Source organism: Dermacoccus sp. UBA1591 (assembly GCF_002322065.1).
Lineage (GTDB): Bacteria > Actinomycetota > Actinomycetes > Actinomycetales > Dermatophilaceae > Dermacoccus > Dermacoccus nishinomiyaensis.
In genome coordinates, this window is sequence record NZ_DCNR01000097.1 from 11,363 (window position 1) to 15,333 (window position 3,971).

Annotated in this window: 4 protein-coding genes; all 4 read right to left on the reverse strand. The window is 70.5% G+C overall.

Annotated elements, in window-relative coordinates; translation table 11 throughout:
* Window positions 1–27 precede the first annotated feature (27 nt).
* Window positions 28–948 (reverse strand): type 1 glutamine amidotransferase, encoded by a 921-nt coding sequence (locus tag B2284_RS10980; protein WP_083603870.1) that lies wholly within the window; start codon window positions 946–948, stop codon window positions 28–30.
* Window positions 945–2,264 (reverse strand): Mur ligase family protein, encoded by a 1,320-nt coding sequence (locus B2284_RS10985; protein WP_074040302.1) that lies wholly within the window; start codon window positions 2,262–2,264, stop codon window positions 945–947. Before B2284_RS10985 ends, B2284_RS10980 begins: the two co-directional genes overlap by 4 nt.
* Before the next feature lie 9 nt (window positions 2,265–2,273).
* On the reverse strand, window positions 2,274–3,293 hold the full coding sequence (locus B2284_RS10990; protein ID WP_074046146.1) for a phosphatase PAP2 family protein: 1,020 nt from the start codon (window positions 3,291–3,293) through the stop codon (window positions 2,274–2,276).
* A 15-nt stretch (window positions 3,294–3,308) separates the two neighbouring features.
* The coding region (locus B2284_RS10995; RefSeq protein WP_286697517.1) for a phosphatase PAP2 family protein at window positions 3,309–3,971 on the reverse strand (663 nt) is incomplete at its 5' end.

The following is a 3,971-nucleotide window of genomic DNA, read 5'->3' on the forward strand; positions in this document are numbered from 1 at the left end:
GGCTGAGGTACACCCGACGTGGCGGGGTCAGTTCTTCTTCGTCAGACGTGCGACCTGGCGGGCGCGGGCTTCGTCGGCGAGGTGGTCGTCGATCTCGCCCGGCTCGAACGGACGGCCCGTGGCGCGCTCGGCGGCGACGGCGATGAGGAAGTCCGCGAGCTTCGGGTTCGACGGCAGGATCGGGCCGTGCAGATACGACCCGATGACGTTGCGCGTGCGCGCGCCCTCCTTGCCGTCCTCGCCGTTGTTGCCAAAACCGGAACGCACGTCACCGAACGCACGCTGGCCGTCGCCGAGAACCGTCGAACCCGAGTGATTCTCGTACCCGACGACGTCGCCGAACTCGGTCGACAGCACGACGGGCCCGATCATGCGCTTCGCGTTGCCCTGCGTCGTGACGTCGAGGATGCCGAGACCGGGCAGCGTTTCGCCCTCGACGGTGCGGAACGCCTTGCCGAACAACTGGTACATGCCGCAGATCATGAGCATCGGGACGCCGACCTCAGCCATGCCGACGAGGCGCGGGCCGATGCGTTCGAGGTCGGCCTCGACGCGAGCCTGCCCCGAATCCTGGCCGCCACCGCCGACGACGAGGTGGATGTCGTCGGGCAGTTCGTCGCCGGGGTTGTGGCTCACGACGTTCGGTTCGTAACCGTGCCAGCGCAGGCGTGCCTCGAGGCAGCGCGTGTTGCCGAGGTCGCCGTAGATCGACATCTCCCGCGGGTACAGGTGCACGAGCGTGACGCGGCCCTTGCTCGGGCCACTCGGATCGCCCAGTGTCGTCGGGACGACATCCATCGCCGCCGGGTCCTCGTTGACCCGCGCCTGCACCTCACCCGATGTCGACGAGTCGACTCGCCCAGCATCCGTGGGCACCCCGCCCATCGCCGCGGGGTCGTCGTCGATCCGAGGGGCAGCCGTCGGCTGGGGGTTCGTCTGCTCGCTCATTCGGCGGCGTCCTCTCCGAAGTCGGGCAGGTCGTAGCGCTCGGCGAGCGTGCGACGCAGCGTCATCATGGCGGTGTACGTGCAGAAGATGCGCTTCGGTTCGTCGGCGTGCTCGGCGAGGAACCGATCAAGAGCGGCGTGCAGGTCGGGTTCGACCGCGCGCACCGCGACGCCGTCATAGGCGAGCCGCAAGGCCATGTCATAGGCGCGCACCCCACTCGTCAGTTCGACGCCGCGCTCGCGCAGCGACGCGAAGTTGACGTCGTAGAGCCATGAGACGTCGCGTCCGTCGGCGTAGTTGTCGTTGATTGCGACCATGCTCGCGACCGGCCGGCCCCCGTACGTCGACAGCGCGACGGTGAATCCGGCCGGGTTCTTGACGAGCACGAGCTCGAGTTCGGTGCCGTCGGCGTCGATCACCTCTCCGCGCCCGAACGGCGGCTGCACGGCTTCGAGTGCCGTCACCGCCGTCTCACCGCTGAACGCGTCGCCGAGCAGGCGGCGCGCCATCGACGTCGCCGCGGTCGCGTTGATCATCGCGGCCAGACCGTGCTGACGCATCTGCATGGGCCCGACGTTGCCGCTGCCATCGGCACGGTCGGCGAACGTCACGAGGAAGCGACGTTCGTCGAGCGGCTTGAGCAGACCGTCACCCGGGCCGACGAGCGGCGCGACGAAGTCGTCGTCGCTGCGCACGTCCTGCTCCATGAGCTCGCCGAGGCGGTCGGCGATCGTCTCGTCGACACCGAAGTACGACACCTCGACGCCATCGGCCAGGCGCCCCGCGATGCGCGCGACGAACGAGTCGTCGCGGTTGAGGACGACGCCCTGCGTGGTCTGTTCCGCCAGCTGTGCGAGCAGTTTCGCCGTGTAGTCGATCTCGGCGAATCGGTCGAGCTGGTCGCGTGCGACGTTGAGCAGCAGCGCATGCGTGGGCTTGACGACCTTCGCGAAGTGCAGCGAGTGCGCCTCGTCCAGCTCGAGCACCGCGATGTCGGCGTCGAGACCACCCTTGAGGGAGATCTCTCCGAGCACCGACGAGATGACGCCACGCGTGAAGTTCGAGCCCGTCGGGTTCGTGAACACGCGCAGACCGTGCGCGCGCAGCAGCGCGACGAGCATCTTCGTCGTCGTCGTCTTGCCGTTCGTGCCGGTGACGACGACGATGCCCTGCGGCAGGTCCGCGAGCGCCTGGGAGAGGAAACGCGGATCGATCTTCTCGACGACGAGACCGGGCAGGGCGCTTCCGCCCCCACGCAGCCTCGTCGCGATTCGCGCGGACTTGCCCGCGAGCACGGCAGCAGCAGTTCTCAACACCCGGCCAGCCTAGTGCGTGGTCCGCGCGACCTCCCGGACGGCACGCGCGGCGGAGGCGACGATCATCGTGACGCCCAGCGGGACGGCGACGAGTTCGAGCACAGCCGCGCCCACCCACCACGCACCGAAAGCGTTGACGTCCGTGCCCCACCCGAGGAACGTGACGACGACCCACGCGGCGCCCGCAGCCGCCGCGAGCACGTCGTGGGGCGCCGGGCGGGGCCAGGCACCCAACGTGCCACCCGAGGCCGGCCGGCTTACGGTGGCGCCATCGGGGTGCGCTGGGGTGCGGCGCTCCCCGCGCGTCCGGGGGCCGACGCAGGCGGCTGCCTCAGCATCGATACTTTCGTCAGGGATCGCCAGGTCCCCCAAGAACGGGTGCGGCCCACCCCCACCGCCTCGAGGCGTCAGCAGCAGATGCGCAACGCCCAGCCAGGCCGCGACGACTGCGATCGCGGCGACGACGTCGCCCAGCGCGTGCCAGTACGCCGCAATGACGCCGAGACACCCCAGCGTTCCCCAGGCTCCGGCGCCGACGAGCGCCGCACGCCGCCATCGCGGGGGCGCGAGGAGGACGACGGCGGCAGCGCTCGTCAGCGCGAGCGTGGCGTGCCCACTGGGCAGCGTCGCGACCTCAGGCGTGAGCACCCGGGCGAGCAGCAACTTGGCCGCCTGCGTGCTCAGATTGGCGCCGGCGATGACGAGCAGAGCGGAGGCGGCGCGCGGGGGCGTCACGGCCCATGCGCCGCCGCGGCGCAGCAGCGAAACCGGGAGCGCCACGACCGCCACGACAGCGACCACGAGCGCCCCGCGCGGTACCCACCCGACGCAGGCCGCGATCGTCTCGAACGTGCGGCCCGTACCACTCAACGCGTGCATGCCGTCCCGGGCCCTGCTGACCCCGCCCGGGAGATCACGCGCCATCGCCACGATTCCGACCACGACGGCTGCGAGCAGCATCATGAACGCGGCCGGCACGAAGCGCCGACCCCACGACCGCACCGCGTCGCGCGGCACACGGGCCACCATGGTCTGCTCGAGACCTCAGCCGACGGCGTCGTCGGCGGCGGCGCTGATCCACGCCAGCGTGAGCGCCGCCGTCACGGCGATGCTCACCAGGGAGACGAACGCCAGGACGAGCGAGACGTCGTGATCGAGCGGACGCACCCCGAGCGCGACGAAGATGAGGCCGACGCCGATGCTGCCCGCCAGGCTGAGCACGGGTCGCACCGCGTACGACGTGTCGCGCGGATGACGGCCGTGCTGGACGCGCTGCACGACGCCCAGCGCGATCGCGGCGAGGAACGTGGTCAGCAGAAAGGCCGCGATGACGTCGGCGGGCCGGTGCCAGTGTCCGACGAGCGTGCCCGCGCCGACGAACGTCACCCCGAAGCCGGCGAACGGCAGCAGCCATCGCCTGGCGCCCACGGGCGCGACGATGAGGGCAGCCGTGGCGATGCTCATCGCCACCGTCGAGTGCCCACTTGGCAACGAGTTCGACCACCAGTGCGGTTGCGTGGGCCAATAGGCCTTGAACAGCTGCGTCGTCACGTTCGCCACAGAGACGACGCAGACGGCCGCCGCCGCGAGAGCGAAACGGCGTCGCACGAGTGCGATCACGACGAACGCGAGCAGGAACGCGCCCGTGCTCGCGATCGTGATGTACGTCAGGGGGTCGACGATGTGCGCCCAGGCTCGCGCGCTGGA